General features: G+C 72.8%; 17 protein-coding genes and 1 rRNA gene. 8 read left to right on the top strand and 10 right to left on the bottom strand.

The window, feature by feature from the left end; translation table 11 throughout:
- Nucleotides 1–27: 27 nt before the first annotated feature.
- The gene (locus ACZ63H_RS22505) at nt 28–540 is read right to left on the bottom strand and encodes a DUF6912 family protein (RefSeq protein ID WP_469867645.1); all 513 of its coding nucleotides are present in this window, start codon (nt 538–540) and stop codon (nt 28–30) included.
- 330 nt (nt 541–870) lie between these two features.
- On the opposite strand from ACZ63H_RS22505, the gene ACZ63H_RS22500 reads away from it, so the two are divergent.
- Nucleotides 871–1,350 (top strand): Rv3235 family protein, encoded by a 480-nt coding sequence (locus tag ACZ63H_RS22500; RefSeq protein ID WP_469867643.1) that lies wholly within the window; start codon nt 871–873, stop codon nt 1,348–1,350.
- Between the two features lie 100 nt (nt 1,351–1,450).
- On the opposite strand, the gene secA is transcribed toward ACZ63H_RS22500, so the two are convergent.
- The gene (gene secA, locus ACZ63H_RS22495; protein WP_469867641.1) at nt 1,451–4,258 is read right to left on the bottom strand and encodes a preprotein translocase subunit SecA; all 2,808 of its coding nucleotides are present in this window, start codon (nt 4,256–4,258) and stop codon (nt 1,451–1,453) included.
- A 253-nt stretch (nt 4,259–4,511) separates the two neighbouring features.
- Between secA and ACZ63H_RS22490 the strand changes: the two genes are divergently transcribed.
- Nucleotides 4,512–5,081, top strand: a complete 570-nt coding sequence (locus tag ACZ63H_RS22490; RefSeq protein ID WP_469867639.1) for a GNAT family N-acetyltransferase — start codon at nt 4,512–4,514, stop codon at nt 5,079–5,081.
- A 65-nt stretch (nt 5,082–5,146) separates the two neighbouring features.
- A complete protein-coding gene (locus ACZ63H_RS22485; RefSeq protein ID WP_469867637.1) occupies nt 5,147–6,322 on the top strand; it encodes a winged helix-turn-helix domain-containing protein in 1,176 nt (391 codons plus the stop codon).
- 13 nt (nt 6,323–6,335) lie between these two features.
- Here ACZ63H_RS22485 and ACZ63H_RS22480 read toward each other — a convergent pair whose 3' ends face one another.
- The 7 genes from ACZ63H_RS22480 to mtnA form a co-directional block, all read right to left on the bottom strand.
- Nucleotides 6,336–7,082: a response regulator gene (locus ACZ63H_RS22480; protein WP_469867635.1), complete on the bottom strand. Its 747-nt coding sequence runs from the start codon at nt 7,080–7,082 to the stop codon at nt 6,336–6,338.
- Nucleotides 7,083–7,285: 203 nt separating this feature from the next.
- Complete coding sequence (gene hpf, locus ACZ63H_RS22475) at nt 7,286–7,978, bottom strand: ribosome hibernation-promoting factor, HPF/YfiA family (RefSeq protein WP_469867633.1); 693 nt, start codon at nt 7,976–7,978, stop codon at nt 7,286–7,288.
- 313 nt (nt 7,979–8,291) lie between these two features.
- Nucleotides 8,292–9,314: a ComF family protein gene (locus tag ACZ63H_RS22470; protein ID WP_469867631.1), complete on the bottom strand. Its 1,023-nt coding sequence runs from the start codon at nt 9,312–9,314 to the stop codon at nt 8,292–8,294.
- A gap of 90 nt (nt 9,315–9,404) precedes the next feature.
- A complete protein-coding gene (locus ACZ63H_RS22465) occupies nt 9,405–11,237 on the bottom strand; it encodes an LpqB family beta-propeller domain-containing protein (RefSeq protein ID WP_469867629.1) in 1,833 nt (610 codons plus the stop codon).
- Nucleotides 11,227–13,326: an MtrAB system histidine kinase MtrB gene (mtrB, locus tag ACZ63H_RS22460; protein WP_469867627.1), complete on the bottom strand. Its 2,100-nt coding sequence runs from the start codon at nt 13,324–13,326 to the stop codon at nt 11,227–11,229. The genes ACZ63H_RS22465 and mtrB overlap by 11 nt, the downstream gene beginning before the upstream one ends.
- A gap of 1 nt (nt 13,327) precedes the next feature.
- The gene (gene mtrA, locus ACZ63H_RS22455; protein ID WP_469867625.1) at nt 13,328–14,017 is read right to left on the bottom strand and encodes a two-component system response regulator MtrA; all 690 of its coding nucleotides are present in this window, start codon (nt 14,015–14,017) and stop codon (nt 13,328–13,330) included.
- Nucleotides 14,018–14,472: 455 nt separating this feature from the next.
- On the bottom strand, nt 14,473–15,618 hold the full coding sequence (gene mtnA, locus ACZ63H_RS22450) for an S-methyl-5-thioribose-1-phosphate isomerase (RefSeq protein WP_469867623.1): 1,146 nt from the start codon (nt 15,616–15,618) through the stop codon (nt 14,473–14,475).
- A gap of 140 nt (nt 15,619–15,758) precedes the next feature.
- Here mtnA and ACZ63H_RS22445 point away from each other — a divergent pair, with 140 nt between their 5' ends.
- The 5 genes from ACZ63H_RS22445 to ACZ63H_RS22425 are packed head-to-tail and all read left to right on the top strand — an operon-like array spanning nt 15,759 to nt 21,390.
- Nucleotides 15,759–17,120, top strand: a complete 1,362-nt coding sequence (locus ACZ63H_RS22445; RefSeq protein ID WP_469867621.1) for a DUF7847 domain-containing protein — start codon at nt 15,759–15,761, stop codon at nt 17,118–17,120.
- Between the two features lie 58 nt (nt 17,121–17,178).
- The gene (locus tag ACZ63H_RS22440) at nt 17,179–17,898 is read left to right on the top strand and encodes a DUF4129 domain-containing protein (RefSeq protein WP_469867746.1); all 720 of its coding nucleotides are present in this window, start codon (nt 17,179–17,181) and stop codon (nt 17,896–17,898) included.
- Complete coding sequence (locus tag ACZ63H_RS22435; protein WP_469867619.1) at nt 17,895–19,091, top strand: DUF4350 domain-containing protein; 1,197 nt, start codon at nt 17,895–17,897, stop codon at nt 19,089–19,091. The genes ACZ63H_RS22440 and ACZ63H_RS22435 overlap by 4 nt, the downstream gene beginning before the upstream one ends.
- Nucleotides 19,091–20,080 (top strand): AAA family ATPase, encoded by a 990-nt coding sequence (locus ACZ63H_RS22430; RefSeq protein ID WP_469867744.1) that lies wholly within the window; start codon nt 19,091–19,093, stop codon nt 20,078–20,080. The genes ACZ63H_RS22435 and ACZ63H_RS22430 overlap by 1 nt, the downstream gene beginning before the upstream one ends.
- Complete coding sequence (locus tag ACZ63H_RS22425) at nt 20,080–21,390, top strand: DUF58 domain-containing protein (protein WP_469867617.1); 1,311 nt, start codon at nt 20,080–20,082, stop codon at nt 21,388–21,390. Before ACZ63H_RS22430 ends, ACZ63H_RS22425 begins: the two co-directional genes overlap by 1 nt.
- A gap of 95 nt (nt 21,391–21,485) precedes the next feature.
- Here ACZ63H_RS22425 and rrf read toward each other — a convergent pair.
- Nucleotides 21,486–21,576, bottom strand: a 5S ribosomal RNA gene (gene rrf, locus ACZ63H_RS22420); the annotation flags it as partial.

Here is a 21,576-nt window from a genome sequence, read left to right as displayed (position 1 = left end):
CACCGACAACCGGGGCATCGCTCCAGGTCAGCCCTGCCCGACCAGGTGGGGGATCTCCTGCGTGGCGTACCACAGCAGCTCGTGGTCGTCCGCCCCGTCCACGACGGACTGCGCGTCGTCGTCCCCGCCGTCCGCCGCCGGGAGCGCCCGCGCCGCCGCGGCCACGTCCGGCTCCGCGTCCTCGGCGTCGACGTGCACGGAGGCCGCCTTGGCCAGCGGCACCGAGACCCGCACGGTCACAGCGCCGAGGGCGGCCGGTTCGAGGGCGCGGTCCGGGTCGGCGCTCGCGGCGCCGTCGGCCACGTCCACCGCGACCACGACCCGGCGCCGTACCGCGTCCGGGTCCGCCGCCAGCAGCCGCAGGGAGGCCAGCGCGGCCCGGCCGAGCGCCGCGTACTCCAGTTCCTCGACGTCCTCGGAGACGTACCACTCGCGCAGGGCGGGCGTGACGGCGTACGCGGCGAAGGGGGCCTTCCCCAGCCCGCCCGTCCTGTGCGCCTCGGCGAGAGCGGTGAGGGTCAGGGGGACGTAGACGCGCATGCTGGCCGCTCTTTCCTGGTCAAAGGCTCCGCTGGGGCCCCGGGGAGAGCGGCGGGCGCGTCTCCCGGAGGGCCTTCAGGATACGTGCGCCCGTCCCCTTTCGAGCCCCCTCCCACCCCCGCCGAACCGTCACCCCCAGGCCCCCGATTCACCCCCTCCGCCCGCTTACCCCCGGGCTCCACGCCCCTCCTCTCACCCTGATAGGTGAACTTTCCGTGCCCCGTCCGCCGGCCGTGCCCCGCTTGCCCGCGCCTCCCGCACCCCGTACAAGATCCCCACCACCTGGTTACCGCCCGGTATCCCCTCCGGGCCCGCCGAACGGGGTTCCCCATGAACAAGGTCATGAGCCGTGCCGTCCAGCCCCGCCCGCGCCACCGTCCGCCGACCCGCCGGGACACCCGCCGCCCCGGCGGCGCCCCGCCCCGCATGCCCAGCCGCCCGGCGGCCACCCGCGCCGAAGGCCCCCGTCCGGCGCCGGAGACGGCCGTACGGCAGCCCCGCCCCACCGACGTCTTCGCCGACCGCCTGCTCGCCGTCCTGAGCGGCCAGCGGCCCGTCCACTGGATGCTCCGCCACACGGCCGGCCGCGCCTACGACGACCTGGCCCGCCTGGCCGAACGCAGCCCGCTGCGCACCCGCGGCACCCGCCCGGTCGTCCACGACATCGGCTACTACGTCGCGGGCGAGGGCTCCCTGGAGGTCTTCGCCCGCATCGCCACCGGCGACCGCCTGCGCGCCATGGCCTTCCGCCTGGAGCGGGGCCGCGACCTCCGCTGGCGCTGCACGGCGGTGGAGACGGGCCCCAGGTGACTCCCCCGCCGGCCCGCCGCCCCCGGACGCCGGAAGGGCCGGGCTCCCGAAACGGAAACCCGGCCCTTCCCGGAACGCCTGCCCTTCCCGGGCCCGCGCGCTACTTCTTGCGACGCCGGCCGCCCTTGGCCTGCCGCCGCCGCTCCGCGCGGGTGAGCCCGTCGGACTCCGACCGCACCGGCTCCTCGTCCTCCAGGTCCCGCTCGACGATGCCGCCCTCGCCGTCGACCGTCGGCGCGGAGAAGTGCAGTTCCCGGCGCTGCGGGACGTCCAGGCCCTTCGCGCGGATCTCCGGGCGCCCGCCCGACTGCGCCGGCACGGTGTCCTGGACGCCCTCGCCGGCGGGCTGCGCCTCGACGGGGACCTCCTCGACCTGCTGCTCGACCTGGACCTCCAGGTTGAACAGGTAGCCGACGGACTCCTCCTTGATGCCGTCCATCATCGCGGTGAACATGTCGAAGCCCTCGCGCTGGTACTCGACCAGCGGGTCCTTCTGCGCCATCGCGCGCAGGCCGATGCCCTCCTGGAGATAGTCCATCTCGTAGAGGTGCTCGCGCCACTTGCGGTCCAGGACCGACAGCACGACCCGGCGCTCCAGCTCCCGCATGATCTCGGAGCCGAGCTGCGCCTCGCGGGCCTCGTACTGCTCGTGGATGTCTTCCTTGATGGACTCGGTGATGAACTCGGCGGTCAGACCGGCGCGGTCGCCGGCCGCCTCCTCCAGCTCCTCGATGGTGACCTTCACCGGGTACAGCTGCCGGAACGCGCCCCACAGCCGGTCCAGGTCCCAGTCCTCGGGGAAGCCCTCGGAGGTCTCCGCGGTGACGTACGCCTCGATCGTGTCGTCCATGAAGTGCCGGATCTGCTCGTGCAGGTCCTCGCCCTCAAGGACGCGGCGGCGCTCGCCGTAGATGACCTCGCGCTGCCGGTTGAGCACCTCGTCGTACTTCAGGACGTTCTTACGGGTCTCGAAGTTCTGCGTCTCGACCTGGGCCTGCGCGGACGCGATCGCGCGGGTGACCATCTTGTTCTCGATCGGCACGTCGTCCGGCACGTTCGCCATGGACATCACGCGCTCGACCATCTGGGCCTTGAACAGGCGCATCAGGTCGTCGCCCAGCGAGAGGTAAAAGCGGGACTCGCCCGGGTCGCCCTGCCGGCCGGAACGGCCGCGCAGCTGGTTGTCGATGCGCCGCGACTCGTGCCGCTCGGTGCCGAGGACGTAGAGACCGCCGAGCGCCTCGACCTCCTCCTTCTCCGCCTTGACGGCCTGCTCGGCCTTCTGCAGGGCGGCGGGCAGGGCCGCGGCCCACTCCTCGATGTGCTCCTCGGGGTCGAGGCCGCGCTGGCGCAGCTCCGCCTCGGCGAGGTCCTCGGGGTTGCCGCCGAGCTTGATGTCCGTACCACGGCCGGCCATGTTGGTGGCCACCGTCACCGCGCCCTTGCGGCCCGCCTGGGCGACGATCTGCGCCTCGCGCTCGTGGTGCTTGGCGTTCAGCACCTCGTGCTGGATGCCGCGCTTGCTGAGCTGCTGCGAGAGGTACTCCGACTTCTCGACGGAGGTCGTGCCGACGAGGATCGGCTGGCCCTTCTCGTTCTTCTCGGCGATGTCGTCCACGACCGCCTCGAACTTGGCCACCTCGGTGCGGTAGATCAGGTCCGACTGGTCCTTGCGGACCATCGGCCTGTTGGTCGGGATCGGGACCACGCCGAGCTTGTAGATCTGGTGGAACTCGGCGGCCTCGGTCATCGCCGTACCGGTCATGCCGGACAGCTTCTTGTAGAGGCGGAAGAAGTTCTGGAGGGTGATCGTGGCGAGCGTCTGGTTCTCGTCCTTGATCTCCACCCCCTCCTTCGCCTCGATCGCCTGGTGCATGCCCTCGTTGTAGCGGCGGCCGGCGAGGATACGGCCGGTGTGCTCGTCGACGATCATGACTTCGCCGTCGATGACGACGTAGTCCTTGTCGCGCTTGAACAGTTCCTTGGCCTTGATGGCGTTGTTCAGATAGCCCACGAGCGGGGTGTTCACCGACTCGTAGAGGTTGTCGATGCCCAGCCAGTCCTCGACCTTGGCGACGCCGGACTCGTGGATGGCGACCGTGCGCTTCTTCTCGTCGACGTCGTAGTCCCCGGTCTCCTCCATGCCCTTGAGCGGGTTGCCGGCCTCGCCGCGCTTGAGGCGGGTGACCAGCTTGGCGAAGTCGCCGTACCACTTGGTGGCCTGGTCGGCCGGACCGGAGATGATCAGCGGGGTGCGGGCCTCGTCGATGAGGATGGAGTCGACCTCGTCCACGATGGCGAAGTTGTGGCCGCGCTGCACCAGCTCGTCCTTCGACCACGCCATGTTGTCGCGCAGGTAGTCGAAGCCGAACTCGTTGTTCGTGCCGTAGGTGATGTCGCACGCGTACTGCTCGCGGCGCTGGGCCGGCGTCATGTTGGCGAGGATGCAGCCGACGCTCAGGCCCAGGAACTTGTGGACGCGGCCCATCATCTCGGAGTCGCGCTCGGCCAGGTAGTCGTTGACCGTGATGAGGTGGACGCCGTCCCCGGACAGGGCGTTCAGGTACGCGGGCAGGGTACCGACGAGGGTCTTGCCCTCGCCGGTCTTCATCTCGGCAACATAGCCGAGGTGGAGCGCGGCGCCGCCCATCAGCTGCACGTCGTAGTGCCGCTGGCCGAGGACGCGCTTGGCGGCCTCGCGGACCGTGGCGAACGCCTCGGGGAGCAGGTCGTCCAGGCTCTCACCGTCGGCGTACCGCTGCTTGTACTCCTCGGTGAGGGCGCGCAGCTCGGCGTCGGAGAGGTCGACGAAGTCCTCTTCGATGGAGTTGACCTGGTCCGCGATGCGGTGCAGCTTGCGCAGGATCTTGCCTTCGCCTGCACGCATGATCTTCGAGAGGACGGACACGGGGGCTGGTCTCCTTGCCGGTCGGGCCTGGGACGGTCGGTTTTCCTTCTGACGTACTGAGCAACGGCCATCGTATGCGAGGACCCGGCCGCGCCGGGAGGCCTGGCGGCCCGGTGGCTGCTTCATCGAGGACAACGGCCGGGGCGTCCGGATGGTGCCGCGCCGGTGCCGGGAATTACGCGAATTGTGATCACGCGCTCACGCGGCGCGGAAATCCGTGGCCCCGGCCGGGTGCCCCGAGCAGAATCGGGCGATGGACCCTGTCACGCTCACCACGGACCGTCTGCTGCTGCGCCCGGTCGGCCCCGGGGACACCGACGCGGTGTACGCGGCCGCGCAGGATCCCGACATCCAGCGCTGGACGACGGTTCCCTCGCCCTACCTGCCCGAGCACGCGGTCGGCTTCACGGAGCAGATCGTCCCCGACGGGTGGGCGCAGGGCACCATGTTCACCTTCGGCGTGTTCCTCACCGGCGGGGAGCTGGCCGGCATGCTCGCCCTGACGGCGCGCTCGCCGGGCACGGCCGAGATCGGGTTCTGGGCGGCCAGGGAGCACCGCGGCCGGGGCTACGTGGTGGAGGCCGCGCGCGCCGCCTGCCGGTGGGGCTTCGCCCAGGCCGGCGTGGACCGGGTCGAGTGGCGCGCAGAGGTCGGCAACCACGCCTCGCGCGCGGTGGCCGAGCGCGCGGGCTTCACGGTCGAGGGCGTCCTGCGCTCCGGCGTCGTCAACAAGGGGGTGCGCCGGGACTGCTGGGTCGGCTCGCTGCTCCCCTCGGACCTCAGTCTGCCGTCCACGGCCCCGTACCTGCCCGCGCGTCCCTGAGGCGCCTTCGAGGCGGACGCGCCGCTCGTCGCGGACTGTCGGTGCCACCCTCTATCGTCCGGGGCATGACGACCCTTCCGCGTCCCATCGCCATCCTCTCCGCGGACGACGCCCGCCGGATAGTCCTGCGGGCCCAGGGCCTGCTCGGCGCGCCCGACCGGCGCGCGGGGGTCCGCGGGGTGCTGCGCCGTCTCGGCGCGGTCCAGCTCGACACGATCTCGGTCCTGGCCCGTTCCCATGAACTCGTGCCGTACGCCCGGCTCGGCGCGGTCGGCCGCAGGACGGTGGAGGACGCGTACTGGACGGACACGCACGCGTTCGAGTACTGGTCGCACGCGGCCTGCCTGCTGCCCGTCGAGGAGTGGCCCCACTTCGCCTTCCGCCGCCGCGCCTACCGCAACCGCCCGCACTGGCACCACGACCTCCCCGACGGCGTCTACGACCAGGTCGTCAAGCAATTGCGCGCGGAGGGCCCGCTGACCGCGACGGAGCTGGGCGGCGCGAAGAAGACGAACGACTGGTGGGACTGGTCCGGCACGAAGGTCGCCGTGGAGCGGGCCTTGATGTACGGCGAGGTGGTCTGCGTGGAGCGGCGCGGCTGGAAGCGGGTGTACGACCTCGCCGAGCGCGCGGTCCCGGCCGCCCTGCTGCACGACGAGCTGGACGACGCCGAGTGCCTGCGGCGCCTGGTGCGGCTGGCGGGCGAGGCGCTCGGCGTGGGCACGCGCGCGGACATCGCCGACTACCACCGGCTCAAGGGCGAGCAGGTCGACTCGGTGATCGCGGACTCGGGTCTGGTGCCGGTCGAGGTGGAGGGCTGGGGCCGGGCGGCGTGGGCCGATCCGGCGGCCCTGGCGACGCCGCCGCGCGGCCGGCACCGCACCACACTGCTGTCGCCGTTCGACTCCCTGATCTGGGAGCGGGCGCGCACGGAGCGGATCTTCGGCTTCACCCACCGGCTGGAGGCGTACGTGCCGAGGACCAAGCGGGTGCACGGCTACTTCGCGATGCCGGTGCTGGCCGGCGGCCGGCTGGTCGGCCGGGTCGACCCCGCGCGGCAGGGGCGCACGCTGGTGGCCAAGCAGGTCACCCTGGACGGCCCGAAGGCGGTCCCGGCGGTGGCCCGTGCCCTGGCCGAGGCGGCGTCGTGGGTGGACTGCACCGACGTCCGCGTCGAGCGCACCGACCGGCCGGAGCTGCGCGAGCCCCTCGTCGGGGAACTCGCCGCGCTGCTCGGTTAGGTGCTCCCGGGCGTCAGCGGATCTCCAGGATCTTCTCCCGCATCGCGTAGACCACGGCCTCCATCCTGGAGTGCAGCTGGAGCTTCTCCAGGATGTTGCGGACGTGGTTCTTCACGGTGTTCTCGGAGATGAACAACTCCTTGGCGATGTCCCGGTTGTTCATGCCCGTGGCGACGAGTTTGAGGACTTCCAGTTCCCGGTCGGTGAGCCGGGGCGCGGGCACCAGCCGGCGCTCGTCGGTGCGCTGGATCATCGACTTGAACTCGGTGAGGAGTTTGGACGCCATCGACGGGCTGATCTGCGACTGCCCGTCGGCGACCGCGCGAATGGCGGTGGCCACCTCGTCGGTGGAGATCTCCTTGAGGAGATATCCGGTCGCGCCCGCCTTGATCGCGTCGTAGAGGTCGGCCTCCTCGTCGCTGATCGTCAGCATGATGATCTTCGCGCTGGGGGCGACCTCCTTGATGGAGGTGCAGGCCTCGATCCCGCCGCGCTTGGGCATGCGGACGTCCATCAGCACGATGTCGGGCAGCAGGTCGGCGGCCTTGTCGACGGCCTCGGCCCCGTCGCCCGCCTCACCGACGACCTGGATGTCCTCCTCGGCCGCGAGCACGATCTCCAGGCCGCGCCGGAAGAGGGCGTGGTCGTCCACGACCAGGACTCTGATCGGCTCCTTGCGCGGCGCGTCCGCGCCCGGGTCCCTGCCGATGACATCGTCGCCGGCGTCCCCGTCCCGCATCGGTCCGAAGGTGTCCGCCATCGTTCCTCCCCCTGAAGGCTGTGGCCTGTGGTCCTGTGCCATCGCCAACCCAAGGCAACGGCCCACCGGTTGGGCCGGTGCGGCCATGATTTCATGCCCGCACGGCACCGAGGTGACGTGCGGGGCGCGAACTGGTCGCACGCCGGTGCCCCTGGGGGCGCACACGCGGTCCAGGGGCACCGGCTCAGCTTCAGCCGGGTGGGTCAGCCGCCCAGCGTGCCCCCCGCGGTGGGGGTCTGCGCCTCGGCGACCATCGGGTCGGTGCTGAGATGGATCACGCCGTAGTCGTAGGCGTGCCGCCGGTAGACGACGCTCGGTTCCTTCGTCTCGGAGTCGACGAACAAGTAGAAGTCGTGGCCGACCAGTTCCATCTCGTAGAGGGCCTGGTCCAGGCTCATCGGGGCGGCGACGTGGGTCTTCTCGCGGACGACGAGGGGGCCTTCACCCTTGACCTCCAGGGAGCCGATCTTCTTCGTCGGCACTCCGTCGGACTCCTCCTCCGGGGTGGCGAAGCCGTTGCCGTTCAGGGTCGCCGCGCCCGGGACGTGGTCGGGGACCTCGGCCGCCGAGATCCGGCGCGCGCCTCGGCGCGAGAACCGCTTGTCGTGCTGCTTGCGCAGCCGCGCGTCCAGCTTCTCGGCCGCCAGGTCGAGTGCCGCGTACGGGTCGCTGGCCGCCGCCTCCGCCCGGATCACCGGACCGCGGGAGCGGAGCGTGATCTCCACCCGGTCGCAGCGGTCGGCCTGTCGGGGGTTGGGCTCCTTGGACACCTCGACGTCGAGGCTGATCACCTTGGCATCGAGCCTCTGGATCTTCTCCAGCTTCAGCTTCTCGGCCACGTGCTTGCGGAACCGGTCGGGCACCTCGGTCTTGCGGCCTTTGACGACGATGTCCACGCAGAACTCCGTTCCCGGATCGCTCCACCGCCTCGGCGGAGCGTCTCCCTTTCGCACCAGGTCCGGTGAGCACCGGACCTTCGGACTCGGTGACTTCCACCTCCTCCTCCCCCATGGGCGAGATCTCCACCCCATCGCCACGGGTGATTGCGGAAAACCCGCGGCACGGCATTCGGATATGCGAGGCGTGGCCTGCGCCTTTCCTCACAACCGAACATATCTCGCCCGGAGCGGTGTCGTCACCCTCTCTGACGCCGCACCTCCGTTCAGCTGAATTGAGGCTCTCACTACCTGCAACGACGCACGTTGACGATCAGTTCCTGTTCATTTCGAAAGAATCGGCGGGAGCGGCGATCACAGCGGCGCGCAACATCGGCCCGAGGGCGTTCGACACCGCCTTTTCCGCTGCACCGTGCACCGGCTCCGTCCTCTCCTGCCGTTCACCGATCCGTCGTTCCTCCCTACCTTCCCGGGTTATGGCCCGATACACGGCCGTTCCGCCATTGGCACGGAACACCTCGGTCTCCCGCAGGGCGCGCGCCGCCTCCGCGAGACTGGCGCCCGTCGTCATGAGGTCGTCGACGAGCACGACGTGCCGTCCGTCGCCGAGCAGCCGGTCCCCGCCCGCGGTCACCTCCAGCGCCCCGGCGAGGTTCGCCAGCCGCCGCGGCGCGTCCAGCCCCGCCTGGTCGGCCACGGCCCGCCGCTGCCGCAGCACGGCCGCCACCCGGGCCGGCGTCCCGGTGCGCCGCAGCTCCCGCGCCGCCGCGAGCGTCATCCGCCGCACCGGATCGTGCCCACGCGCCCGCACGGCCCACCGGGCGGAGGGCACGGGAACCAGCAGCACGGGTTCCCGCCAGGAGGGCGCCGCCGGTCCGCCGCCTCCGCCGCTGCCACCGGCACCGACGGCGGCACCGGCATTCCTGCCGGCGGCACCGAAGCGGTCTCCCCCGTGACCGCCGCCCGTACCGGGGTCGTGCGCGTCGAGGGCCTCCGCCCCACGGCCGCCCCCGTGCGGCCCACCCCCAGCCGCCGTCCCGTCCGCGCCGAGGCCCGCCCGCACGGCCCGCGCCAGCGCCGCGCCCAGCGTTGCCGCGAGGGCCAGCGCGCCGCGCTCCTTGTGGGCGAGGAGCAGCGCCCGCACCTCCGCCGCGTAGGGAGCCACCGCGTGCACCGCCGGCAGCCCGGCCGGCTCCGGATCCGGCCGCGCCCGCCGCGGCACACCCCCGTTGAGCGTGGCCCGGCACCGCGGACACAGTGCCGTTCGAGGTGCCCCGCAGCCCGCGCAGTCGGCCGGCAGCACCAGGTCGGTGAGGTCCTGCCACCAGCCCCGCATGACCACCACTGTGCCCGCGCCGCCACCGGCCCGCCACCCCTGTGGAAAACCGCCTGTGGAAAACTCCGGAACAGCAGGTCGGAGCTGATATCAGCCCGGGTAGACCGGCGCCGATCCGTCCTTGTCGACCTTCTGCCACTGCGCCCCGGACGGCAGCCGGACGATCCCGTCCTCCGAGTAGGCCACCAGCGGCACCCGCTCGTCCTCGGACGCGGCGACCGCCTTGACGCTGGTGAGCGCGCCCGGGGCCGGGCCGTCCAGCGTGGACCCGTCGACCTGGACGTACCGCATCTGCTGCACGCCCCCCTGCTCCTGGCCGACGACGAGCAGCCTGCTGTCCCCGGCCCAGGAGATGGCGCTGACCTGCTCGAGGTCCGGGGTCGCCGAGCGCAGCCCGTCCACCGAGATGCCCTGCCCGGTGCCGTCGTCGCGCTGGATCCGGCCGATGTACAGGGACTGCTTGCCGTCCCTGGCCACGACCAGCGCGATCCGCGCCCCGTCGGCGGCCACCCGGGCGTCCGTGATCCGCCCGGGAAGGCCGGGGACGGCGACGCGCACCGCTTCCTTCTCCCCCTCTTCCAGGACGTACAGGCCGGGCCGGCGGTGGTCGCGGTCGGCCACCCACAGGTCGCCCCGGGCGTCCCAGCTCGGGGTGGCCAGCCGCTCGTCGGGGGTGGCGCCGCCGCTGGTGACCAGCGGCGCGTCGAGCGAACCGCCCGACGCCAGCGAGGCGACGTACAGCGACCCGCCCCCGTCGGCGACCCCGGCCGCGGTGTGCTCGTCCCGCGACACGGCCACCGACCGCAGCTCCTTGCCGCCCTCGCCGAGCGGACCGGGCACCGGGACCGAACCCGTACCGGTGCTCCCGGTCGGCATCCGCACCGCCCGGTGCCTGCCGTCGACGAAGTACACGTACTCGGGGCGCTTGGACGACCCGTGCCAGGCGGCGGACTCGGCGCGTTCCTTGGACAGTTCGCACAGCCGGTCGCCGCCGGTGCCGCGCAGCTCGACGGACTCCAGCGTCGGCGCCAGGTCCCGCAGGGTGAACAGCACCTGTGCCGCCATCTCGGTGCACTTGCCGGACGCGACCCGGGACGCCTTGAGGTTGAGCGGCACGGTCAGCTTGTTCTGGTCGTCCGGAGCCAGCCCGGACGCGCCCTTCCGCAGCTCCGTACCGGTCGGGAAGCTGGACCTGACCACCGGCCCGAGCCAGTCCGTGGGCCCGTTCAGCAGCGACCGGACCATCTGCGTCATCGGGTCCACCTTGCTGCGCACGAACACCGGATCGGCGACCGCCACCGGCTGCCCGCCCGCCCCGACCGACGTGTGGGAGGCGAAGTAGTACTTGTCGACGGACGTGTAGTTGCGCTGGAAGTCCGACTTGCCCATGACGACGCCGTCGGGCAGCCCGTCGATGCGCCACTGCCTGCTCTTGGGGTCCTTCGTGAGGTGCAGCTTCGTGCGGTAGGAACCGCCGGCGGGCTGGTAGGCCTGCTGGGCGTCGACCGTGGCGACCCGGGTGCCGGTCAGCACGCAGGTGACGCTGTTGGTCTCCTCCCGGCCGCCCGGGCTGCAGTCGGTCTCGATGCTCGGCCCGTTCGCCAGGACGGTGGTCGACCGCTCCGGCCGCCAGCTGCCCGCCGTCTCGGCCGTCAGGTACTTGCGCGCCGTGTCGTACTCCGGGTCGTCGCTGGTCAGCGCCTCCAGGAAGCCCTGCATGATCTCGCCCGGCCCGGCGCCGTCGGCCGGCGGCATGGCGAAGACCCGGACCCCGGTGTCCCGCCGCGGCGTGGACTCCACATCCCGCAGGTCCCCGCTGTCGGGCATCGAGGCACAGCCGGCCAGCAGGACGACGCCCAAGGCGGCGTACGCCACCGCGCGCCCCGGCCGCCGCCGTGCGCCCCCCTCGCGGTCAGCGGCCACGAAATGCCTCCCCTGGCTCGGTCGAGTCCTGCGGCGCGGCCTCCGGCCCGGCCGGTCCCGCGCCGGACGCCGGACGCGCGGCCGGGCCGTCGGCGGGACGCCGGGCACCGCCGGTGGGCCGGGGCACCACGCGCGCGCCGTTGCCGGGCAGGGCGGTCGGGTCGGCGGCCGGGGCGCCGCCGCCCAGCCCCGGCGCGATCGGCGCCCGCGGCGGCAGCGCGGACGCCTGGGCGGCCTGCTGCACCGGAACGGTCGCCCGCTTCTCCTCGCTCCCGCGCGCCCGGCCGGCCTCGTCGAGGCCGCGGTTGCGGCGGGAGTCCTTCGGCTCCAGCGGTATCGGCGAGCCCCGCAGCGGCTCGTCCGCGGTCCTCGGCAGCGTCAGCCGGAACTGGGAACCGCCGCCGGGCTCGCCCCAGGCCTGCAGCCAGCCGCCGTGCAGCCGCGCGTCCTCCAGCGCGATCGACAGCCCGAGGCCCGTACCGCCGGTGGTCCGCGCGCGTGCCGGGTCGGCCCGCCAGAAACGGCTGAAGACCCGGGTCGCCTCGCCCGGCTTCAGGCCCACGCCGTAGTCGCGTACGGCGACGGCCACCGCCCCGCCCGCGGCGGCGAGCTTGACGACGACGTCCCTGCCCTCGCCGTGCTCGACCGCGTTGACGACCAGGTTGCGCAGCACGCGCTCCACGCGCCGGGCGTCCGCCTCGGCGACGACGGGCTGCTGGTCGCCGACCACCCGTATGCGCGTGCCCTTGCGCTCGGCGAGCGGCTCGGCGCCGCTCACCACCCGCCGGACGACCTCCCTGAGGTCTATCGGCTCGGCCTCCAGCGCGGCGGCGCCGGCGTCGAACCGGCTGATCTCCAGCAGGTCCGCGAGCAGCGACTCGAACCGGTCCAGCTGGTCGGCGAGCAGCTCGGCCGACCGCGCCGTCACCGGGTCGAAGTCCTCGCGCGCCTCGTGGATGACGTCCGCGGCCATCCGGACCGTGGTCAGCGGGGTGCGCAGCTCGTGGGAGACGTCGGAGACGAACCGCCGCTGCATCCGGGACAGATCCTCCAGCTGCTGGATCTTGACCTGGAGGTTCTGCGCCATCTTGTTGAAGGCCTCGCCCAGGCGCGCGATGTCGTCCTCGCCGGTGACCTTCATCCGCTCCTGCAACCGGCCGGCGGACAGCCGCTCCGCGATCCCGGCCGCCATCCGCACCGGCGTGACGACCTGCCGCACCACCAGCCAGGCGATGGCGCCGAGCAGGACGACGACGAACAGCCCCGCCGTGGCCAGGGTGCCCTTGACCAGGCTCAGGGACTTCTCCTCCTGCGTGAGCGGGAAGAGGTAGTACAGCTCGTACGGGCGGCCGTTGGGGTCGTTGACCTGCTTGCCGATGGCCAGGCCCGGCTGCGACTCCTTGCCGCCGAAGTAGACGATCCGCGTGTTGCTCTGCACGGCAGTCGTACCGCCGTTGACGCGCTCGCGCAGCTCGGCGGGCACGCTGGACGTCGGGTTGACGTTCCCGGAGCCGCGCGGGCTGCGTCCGCCGCCGCTGTCGTCGCCGACGGGCAGCGTCACCACGTCGAAGGCGCCCGCGCCACCGCTGGACAGCGACTCCACGAGGTCGCTCATCCACTGGATGACGTTCTGCGACTGCCGTCCGTCCGCGGTCGCCGTGCCGTCACCGGTACCGGCCGTCCCGCCGGCGCCCGTGCCGCCCGCCGCCTCGTCGGCCTTCTGCCTGGCCACCGCGAATCCGCCGGTGGCCTGGCTCTGCGACGCCTTCACCTTCGCGTCCAGCAGTCCGTTGCGGACCTGCCCGATGACGACGAAGCCCAGCAGCAGGACGACGCCCAGCGACATCACCAGGGTCGTGGCGACCACCCTGAGCTGGATGTTGCGCCGCCACAGCCGCATCACGGGCAGCAGCGGACGGCGCACCCAGCGCAGGATCAGCCGCAGGACCGGGCTGCCCTGCACCCCGCCCCGCACCAACCCGCCCTCGAACAGCCTCCTCAGGCGCGCACCCATCGCCGTCGGGCCGACAGGCCGCCCCGGACGGTTCCCGGGCCCGCCGGGAGCCGAAGCGGCGCTGTCCCCGGACATGTCAGCTCGGCCCGGCCTTGTAACCGACACCACGGACGGTCACCACGATCTCCGGCCGCTCCGGGTCCTTCTCGACCTTGGACCGCAGCCGCTGGACGTGCACGTTGACGAGCCGCGTGTCGGCCGCGTGCCGGTAGCCCCAGACCTGCTCCAGCAGCACCTCACGCGTGAACACCTGCCACGGCTTGCGCGCGAGCGCCACCAGCAGGTCGAACTCCAGCGGGGTCAGCGCGATCGACTGCCCGTCCCGCTTCACCGAGTGCCCGGCGACATCGATGACCAGGTCACCGATGGTGAGCTGCTCCGGCGCCGGCTCCTCCGACCTGCGCAGCCGCGCCCGGATCCGCGCCACCAGCTCCTTCGGCTTGAACGGCTTGACGATGTAGTCGTCGGCCCCCGACTCCAGGCCCACCACCACATCGACGGTGTCGCTCTTGGCCGTGAGCATCACGATCGGCACCCCGGACTCCGCCCGGATCAGCCGGCACACCTCGATGCCGTCCCGCCCGGGCAGCATCAGGTCGAGCAGCACCAGATCGGGCTTGTTCTCACGGAAAGCGGCCAGCGCCTTGTCGCCGTCGGCTACGAAAGACGGCTCAAAACCTTCACCACGCAGCACGATGCCGAGCATCTCGGCCAGTGCGGTGTCGTCGTCGACGACAAGGACTCGTCCCTTCATAAACGACATCATCCCATTCTCGTAACAGTGACAGGCGTGCTGGTGAGGGAGGTCACTGGCCCGTGACGATAGTCGTAGGGAACCGTCACTGTCTGCCCCTGTCCGCCGGCGCCGATGTCAGCGGTGGATGTCGGGACCGGGCGCCGGAACACCGGCTCCTCCCGACCGACCGGACGGGCCCCACCCGGGCCCCCTGGCCCCAGCCGCCTCCGGGCACGCCCCGGTGCACTGATCGATCACGGAACTGGTCGAACTCCTCATCCGACAAGGGACCGTCGTCCCACTCGCCGGGATGGTCATGCCACGCAGGCCGGCGCCCGGCCGACGGAGTGGGCTGGAAGCCGATCGGAGGTCACGGCCCCTCTCCTCACGCACCGTCGCAGGCAGAGGGGCCGTCCATTGCCAGGGGCGAGAGCAGCCCGTTCACATGACAGCGACAGGCGCCCTGCCGACGCGGGTCACCGGCGTCAGGCGGGGTCCGCGGCGCGGCGTGAACGGGCGCAGACCTCGGCGAGGGACTCCGCGGTCACTGGGGAGACGATCCCCTCCTCGGTGACAATGGCCGTCACCAGTTCGGGAGGCGTCACGTCGAACGCCGGGTTGTACGCCTGTGTCCCCAGCGGCGCCACCGCGATCCCGCCCGCCGCCCCGGCCGCCGCCACCTGCGGTGCCACGACCTCGGTGACCTCGAAGCCCGGGCGCTGCTCCACCTCGATGGACGCCCCGTCGGGGGTGTCCCGGTCGACCGTCGTCACCGGCGCCACCACGATGAACGGCACGTGGTGGTAGCGGGCGAGCACGGCCAGCGGATAACTGCCGACCTTGTTCGCCACCGATCCGTCGGCCGCGATCCGGTCCGCCCCGATCAGCACCGCGTCCACCTCGCCCGCCGCGAACAGCGAGCCCGCCGCGTTGTCGGTGAGCAGGGTGTACGCCATACCGCTGCGGGCCGCCTCGTACGCCGTCAGACGCGCCCCCTGGAGCAACGGCCGCGTCTCGTCCACCCACAGCCGCCGCAGCCGCCCCGCCCGGTGCGCACCGAGCGCCACCGCGAAGGCCGTGCCCTCCCCGCCCGACACGAGCGAGCCGGTGTTGCAGTGGGTCAGGATCCGGTGCCCGCCGGCCGGCAGCAGCTCGTCCAGCAGCGCCAGCCCGTGGGCCGCCATCCGGGCGCTGGCCTCGGCGTCCTCCCGGTGCAGCGCCCGTGCCGCCGCCAGTGCCGCCACGGCCGCCGCGGTCGGGTCACCGGTCCGGGCGAGCGCCGCCTGGTGAGCGGTCTCGGCCCGGCGCACGCCGACGGACAGGTTCACCGCGGTGGGCCTGGCCCCTTCCAGCACCCGCGCCGCCTCCGGCACGTCGAAGCCGCGCGCGGCGGCGAGCGCGACACCGTACGCACCCGCGATCCCGAGCAACGGCGCACCGCGCACGGCGAGCGAGCGGATCGCCTCCACCAGCGCCGACGCGTCCGTGCACACCAATTCGACCTCTTCGGCCGGAAGCCTCGTCTGATCGAGGAGGACCAGTACGGGACCCTCTGGTGGTTCCTCCCATCGGATCGCCGGTATCCCCGTCGGCCGTTTGTCCACGCCGGTTCGCGCCTGCTGCTCAGCCATGCCGTCAGTCTGCCCCGGATCCGGCGGACAATTGAAGAAGTCCCGCCCCCACTGCGGCCGGTACCCCGCTGACCGGCCCATGGCACGATGGCTGCCAACCCGCCGCCGCGACCGCGGACGGGCACCGAGAAGGAGTTTCGATGACTGACACTCCGGGCTGGGCCTCGCCCGGATCCGCCCCGTCGTCCGAGGGGCGGGAACCCGGTGCGTCCGGCCCCGCCGAGCCCGCCGACCGCCCCGGCCCCGCCGAGCCCGCGCCACAGCCGGGCCCGGATCCGCAGGGCCCAGGCGGCACATGGTCCAAGGAGCAGCCGCCACCCGGTCGGTGGTCGGCGCCCACCGGTGCCCCCGGCCCGCACCAGGCACCACCGCCCCCGCCGCCCGGTCCCGGCTGGGGCGGACAGCCCCCCGGCGGCCACGGAGGCCAGGGCGGCGGCTACGGCGGCCCTCCCGGCGGCTACGGCGGTTACCCCGCCTGGGGCGGCGGCTGGGGCGGTCCGCCCCCCGCCGCCAAGCCCGGTGTCATCCCGCTGCGCCCGCTCGGCGTCGGCGAGATCCTCGACGGCGCCGTCTCCACCATGCGCACCTACTGGCGCTCGGTCCTCGGCATCTCGCTGGCGGTCGCCCTGCTCACCGAGGTCGGCCTGGTCCTCCTGCAGGGCTTCGTCCTCAACGACGCCCTCACCGACACCACGCTCGACAGCCGGACCGCCACCCCCGGCGAGGTGCTCCGCAGCCTGCGCGACACCATGATCGGCACCGGACTCCTCACGGTGGTCTCCGCGGCGGCCATGATCGTCGCGACCGCCCTGCTCACCACCATCACCAGCCGTGCCGTACTGGGCAAGCCGGTCAGCACCGGCGAGGCGTGGCGTGAGGCCCGTCCGCAACTGCTCAGGCTGTGCGGTCTGCTCCTCCTCCTCGGCCTGATCGTCTTCGGTGTCCTCGCCGTCGGGGCACTGCCCGGCATCCTCGTCCTCGCCGGCGGCGGCAGCGATGCCGCGGGGGCCGCGCTGCTGGTCCTCGGCATCCTCGCCGCCATCGTCGTCGCGGTGTGGCTGAGCGTCCGCTTCTACCTGGCCGCTCCCGCCCTCATGCTGGAGCGGCAGGGCATCAAGAAGTCCATGAGCCGCTCCGTCAAGCTGGTGCGGGGCTCCTGGTGGCGCGTCTTCGGCATCCAGCTGCTCGCCGGCCTGATCACGAACATCGTCTCGGCGATCGTGACCATCCCCTTCGCCGTCATCGGCGCGGCGGCGGGCGGCGACGGCATGGCCGACTTCCTCGCCACCAACAGCGGCCACGTCGGCTGGGCCTTCCTGATCATCCGGGGCATCGGCTCCCTGGTCGGCACCACGCTCACCCTTCCGATCAGCGCCGGCGTCACCGCGCTCCTCTACATCGACCAGCGCATCCGCCGCGAGGCCCTCGACCTCGAACTGGCCCGCGCCGCCGGTGTCCAGGGCTACGGCAACGGCGCCCCCGGCCCCGTCCCCGGGAGCTGATGCGGTGGGCCTCGCGGGGGGAGTCCTCACGGCGGCGCTCCCATCGGGCGCCGCCACGATCGCTCGCCTTTCACGCGCGCCAGGCCGTGCGGTTGTGGCGGCCGGCGGCTCGGGCGACGAGCCACCGGTGACCGTCCCGCGCGATCCCGCGCGGGAGGCGGCCCGGCGCGAGCTGTCCAAGGGGATGTACCACGAGAACGACCCCAGCCTGTTCCAGCGCGCCCTGAACGCGTTCTGGGACTGGCTCGGCCGGCTGTTCGGCACGGCCGCGTCGGCCACGCCGGGCGGTGTGGTCGGCCTGGTCGTCGTCATCCTGGTCGTCGCCGCCGTCCTGGCCGCCCTCTGGTGGCGCCTCGGCACCCCCCGCCGCCGGCCCGCCACCGCAGCGGTCCTGTTCGACGACCACGTCCGCAGCGCCGTCGAACACCGCGCGGCCGCCCAGGCGCACGCGGCCCAGGGCCACTGGAACCAAGCCGTCCAGGAGCGCATGCGAGCCGTGGTCCGCTCCCTGGAGGAACGCGCCCTGCTCGACGTACGCCCCGGCCGCACCGCCGACGAAGCCGCCGCCGAGGCCGGCCGTGCCCTGCCCGCGCACGCGGACCGGCTGCGTACCGCGGCCCGCGAGTTCGACGACGTCACATACGGCGGGCGAAGCGCCGACGAGCAGTCGTACCGCCGTCTCGCCGACCTCGACCACGACCTGGCGAACACCCGTCCGGTCCTCGCCGACAGTGCCACCAGCACGGCCCACAGCACCCGCCAGGGGGCAGCCGAGTGACCACCGAGGCCCCGCCGGCCACCACCTCCACCGCACCCACCGGCCGCCAGGTGTGGACCCGCACGCGCGGCCTCGCACTCGCCGCCGTCCTGATCCTGGCCGCGGCCGTCGCCATGGCCGCCATCCGCTCCACCGCCCGTCACGGCGAACTGGACCCGCGCTCCGCCGACCCCTACGGCAGTCGCGCCGTCGCCGAACTCCTCGGCCGGCGGGGCGTCACGACGCGCGTGGTGACCACCCTCGAAGCAGCACGCTCCGCCACCGGCCCGGACACCACCCTGCTGGTCGCGGTGCCCGACCGGCTGTCCCACGGTCAACAGACGCGGCTGCACACGGCCACGGCGACCTCCGGCGGGCGCACCGTCCTGGTCGCGGCCGGCAGCTGGTCCGTCGAGCGACTCGCCCCCGGGGTCACCGCGGACCCCGCCACCAGCGGCGACTCCACGCTCGCCCCGCACTGCGCGCTGCCCGAGGCCCGGCGCGCGGGCACCGCCGACACCGGCGGCGTCCGCTACACCACCACCCACCTCGACGCCGAATCCTGCTACCCCAGCGAGCGCCTCGCCACCCTGCTGCGCGTCCCCACGCCCTCCGGAGGCGGCGACACCGTCGTGCTCGGCGCACCCGACATCCTCTACAACGACCGCCTCGACGAGCAGGGCAACGCCTCGCTGGCCCTCCAACTCCTCGGATCCCGCCCGCATCTGGTCTGGTACCTCCCCTCGCTGTCCGACGCCTCCGGTGCCCGCACGGACGACCGGAAGGGCCTTTTCGACCTGCTCCCCCCGGGGTGGCTCTGGGCCACCCTGCAACTCTTCGTCGCAGCGGCACTCGCCGCCTTCTGGCGGGCCCGCCGCTTCGGCCCCCTCGTGGCCGAGAAACTCCCCGTCGTCATCCGCGCCTCCGAGAGCACCGAAGGCCGCGCCCGCCTCTACCACAAGGCAAACGCCCGCGACCGCGCGGCAGACGCCCTGCGCTCCGCCACCCGCGCCCGTCTCGCCCCCCTGGTCGGCGTCCCCGCCACCCAGGCGCACACGCCGGAAGCCCTGCTCCCGGCCCTCTCCGCCCGTCTCTCCGACGACGGACGGACCCTGCATCCCCTCCTCTTCGGACCGCCGCCCGGCGACGACGCGGCCCTCATCGCACTCACCGATCAACTCGACGCCCTCGAAAGAGAGGTACGCCGTTCATGATGGAACCGACCGCCGACAACGCCGGGCAGAGCGGGGACGCGGCCACCGCCCGCGCCGCGCTGGAAACCCTGCGTGCCGAGATCGCCAAAGCCGTGGTCGGCCAGGACCCCGCCGTGACCGGCCTCGTCGTCGCCCTCCTCTGCCGCGGACACGTCCTACTGGAAGGAGTCCCCGGGGTCGCCAAAACGTTGCTCGTCCGCGCCCTCGCATCCGCCCTGGAACTCGACACCAAGCGCGTCCAGTTCACCCCCGACCTGATGCCGAGCGACGTCACCGGCTCCCTCGTCTACGACACCCGCACCGCCGAGTTCTCCTTCCAGCCCGGCCCGGTCTTCACCAACCTCCTCCTCGCGGACGAGATCAACCGCACTCCGCCCAAGACCCAGTCCTCGCTGCTGGAGGCCATGGAGGAACGCCAGGTCACGGTCGACGGCACCCCGCGGCCGCTCCCCGATCCGTTCCTGGTAGCCGCGACCCAGAATCCGGTGGAGTACGAGGGCACCTACCCGCTCCCGGAAGCCCAGCTGGACCGGTTCCTGCTGAAGCTGACGATCCCCCTGCCCTCCCGCCAGGACGAGATCGACGTCCTGACCCGGCACGCCTCAGGCTTCGACCCGCGCGACCTGCGCGCCGCCGGCGTACGACCGGTCGCCGGCCCCGCCGATCTGGCGGCGGCCCGCGCCGCGGTCGCCAAGACCACCGTGTCTCCCGAGATCACCGCCTACGTCGTGGACGTCTGCCGCGCCACCCGCGAGTCGCCGTCCCTCTCCCTGGGCGTCTCGCCGCGCGGCGCCACCGCCCTGCTCGCCACCTCGCGCGCCTGGGCCTGGCTCACGGGCCGCGACTACGTCATCCCCGACGATGTGAAGGCCCTGGCCCTGCCGACCCTGCGGCACCGCGTGCAGCTTCGCCCCGAGGCCGAGATGGAGGGCGTCACCGCCGACTCGGTCATCAACGCCGTCCTCGCCCACGTCCCGGTCCCCCGCTGATGGCGCTCACCGGACGCACCGCTCTCCTCGCGGCCCTCGGCTCGCTCCCCGTAGGACTCCTGGAACCGGGCTGGACGGGCGTGCTCACCGTCAACGGCTCCCTCGCCCTGGCCTGCGCCTGCGACTACGCCCTGGCCGCGCCGGTGCGTCACCTGCGTCTGACCCGCTCCGGCGACACCGCCGTCCGTCTCGGCGACACCGCGAGCGTCACCCTGACGGTCACGAACCCGGGCCGCCGGCCCCTGCGAGCCCGGCTCCGCGACGCCTGGCCACCGAGCGCCTGGCAGCCGGGGACCGAGAGCGGGGCATCCCGGCACCCGCTCACCGTTCCCCCGGGGGAGCGCGGACGCGTGACGACCACACTGCGCCCCAGCCGTCGGGGGGACCGCGAGGCCGACCGCGTGACCGTTCGCTCCTACGGCCCTCTCGGACTGTTCACCCGCCAGGGCACTCACCAGGTGCCCTGGACCGTACGAGTCCTGCCCCCGTTCACCAGCCGCAAGCACCTCCCGTCGAAACTCGCCCGATTGCGTGAACTCGACGGCCGCACCAGCGTGCTGACGCGGGGTGAGGGAACGGAGTTCGACAGCCTGCGCGAGTACGTCCCCGGGGACGACACCCGCTCCATCGACTGGCGTGCCACGGCCCGGCAGTCCGCTGTCGCCGTCCGCACCTGGCGCCCCGAACGCGACCGGCACATCCTGCTGGTGCTGGACACCGGCCGTACCTCGGCCGGCCGGGTGGACGACGCTCCGCGCCTGGACGCCTCCATGGACGCGGCCCTGCTGCTGGCAGCTCTCGCCTCACGCGCCGGCGACCGGGTGGCGTTGCTGGCCTACGACCGCCGGGTGCGCGCTCTCGTCCAGGGTCGTACGGCCGGGGACGTGCTGCCTTCTTTGGTCAACGCGATGGCCACGCTCGAGCCGGAGCTGGTGGAGACCGACGCGCGTGGTCTGAGCGCCGCTGCGCTGCGCACCGCGCCTCGGCGTTCCCTGATCGTGCTCCTCACGTCGTTGGACGCGGCGCCGGTCGAGCAGGGCTTGCTGCCCGTGCTTCCCCAGCTCACGCAACGCCACACGGTTGTGGTCGCGGCGGTGGCGGATCCGCACATTGCCCGTATGGCGCGGGCCCGGGGGAACGTGGAGGCCGTGTACGAGGCGGCAGCAGCGGCTCGCGCCCAGGAGGAGCGCCGACGCACCGCAGAGCAGCTCCGACGTCATGGGGTGACGGTGGTGGATGCGACCCCGGAGGATCTCGCGCCGGCGCTCGCGGACGCGTATCTGGCGTTGAAAGCGGCGGGTCGTCTTTGAGCGCTTTTCCCGCCTCGTTCTCTTCGGACGGGTCATGGGAGGCCATAACGCAGAAAACCCCCGCACCAGAAGGTGCGGGGGTTTCCCCAAAAATTGTTCGGCGGTGTCCTACTCTCCCACAGGGTCCCCCCTGCAGTACCATCGGCGCTGTGAGGCTTAGCTTCCGGGTTCGGTATGTAACCGGGC

It is taken from the genome of Streptomyces sp. NPDC104831 (genome assembly GCF_055583025.1).
The sequence above is the reverse complement of the archived record's forward strand: the minus strand, read 5'-3'. Positions and strand labels throughout refer to the sequence as shown.

What these genes read in the sequence shown, in the direction of transcription:
- ACZ63H_RS22485 (WP_469867637.1), top strand. Translation starts at nt 5,147, where the DNA reads ATGACGACCCTTCCGCGTCCCATCGCCATCCTCTCCGCGGACGACGCC.
- ACZ63H_RS22500 (WP_469867643.1), top strand. Translation starts at nt 871, where the DNA reads ATGAACAAGGTCATGAGCCGTGCCGTCCAGCCCCGCCCGCGCCACCGT.
- mtrB (WP_469867627.1), bottom strand. Translation starts at nt 13,326, where the DNA reads ATGTCCGGGGACAGCGCCGCTTCGGCTCCCGGCGGGCCCGGGAACCGT.
- ACZ63H_RS22430 (WP_469867744.1), top strand. Translation starts at nt 19,091, where the DNA reads ATGGAACCGACCGCCGACAACGCCGGGCAGAGCGGGGACGCGGCCACC.
- mtnA (WP_469867623.1), bottom strand. Translation starts at nt 15,618, where the DNA reads ATGGCTGAGCAGCAGGCGCGAACCGGCGTGGACAAACGGCCGACGGGG.
- mtrA (WP_469867625.1), bottom strand. Translation starts at nt 14,017, where the DNA reads ATGATGTCGTTTATGAAGGGACGAGTCCTTGTCGTCGACGACGACACC.
- ACZ63H_RS22490 (WP_469867639.1), top strand. Translation starts at nt 4,512, where the DNA reads ATGGACCCTGTCACGCTCACCACGGACCGTCTGCTGCTGCGCCCGGTC.
- ACZ63H_RS22505 (WP_469867645.1), bottom strand. Translation starts at nt 540, where the DNA reads ATGCGCGTCTACGTCCCCCTGACCCTCACCGCTCTCGCCGAGGCGCAC.
- ACZ63H_RS22480 (WP_469867635.1), bottom strand. Translation starts at nt 7,082, where the DNA reads ATGGCGGACACCTTCGGACCGATGCGGGACGGGGACGCCGGCGACGAT.
- ACZ63H_RS22445 (WP_469867621.1), top strand. Translation starts at nt 15,759, where the DNA reads ATGACTGACACTCCGGGCTGGGCCTCGCCCGGATCCGCCCCGTCGTCC.
- ACZ63H_RS22425 (WP_469867617.1), top strand. Translation starts at nt 20,080, where the DNA reads ATGGCGCTCACCGGACGCACCGCTCTCCTCGCGGCCCTCGGCTCGCTC.
- ACZ63H_RS22470 (WP_469867631.1), bottom strand. Translation starts at nt 9,314, where the DNA reads ATGCGGGGCTGGTGGCAGGACCTCACCGACCTGGTGCTGCCGGCCGAC.